Origin of the sequence: Anaerotignum faecicola (assembly GCA_024460105.1) — a bacterium.
Classification (GTDB): Bacteria; Bacillota; Clostridia; order Lachnospirales; family Anaerotignaceae; genus JANFXS01.
The window spans coordinates 1-388 of the sequence record JANFXS010000584.1; the positions used below are offsets into that span (position 1 = coordinate 1).

General features: G+C 49.5%; 1 protein-coding gene. It reads left to right on the top strand.

The features are described from left to right. On the top strand, nucleotides 1-388 hold a 388-nt coding region (locus NE664_15510), incomplete at both ends, for a peptide ABC transporter substrate-binding protein (protein ID MCQ4728040.1).

The window sequence follows — 388 nt, forward strand, 5'->3', positions numbered from 1 at the left end:
CCGCTGTACGCTCGGTAATGCTGTTGCCTGCCGCAATATAGAAGGTCAGCGTCTGATCGTACAGGATTTACAGAAGGTGGGCGTTAAGGTTCAGATTGAACAGGTAGACTTCCCGACCCTTATGAGCAACATGTTAGACGGCAAGCACGATATGGGAACCATCGGTTCCGGCGGTACCTTGGACCCGAGCGAGAGCCGTGAGATGATCCATCCGGACAGCTCCGTTAACTTCTGCCAGTTAAGAGATACTGAGATGACAGACTTAATCGACAAGGGCAATGCAGAGCTGACCTTCGACGCCAGAAAACCATATTTTGATGAGTATCAGGTGATGGTGAAGGAGCGTTCTGCCATGGCTTACTTGTATACCAAGAATACATTAACGGTT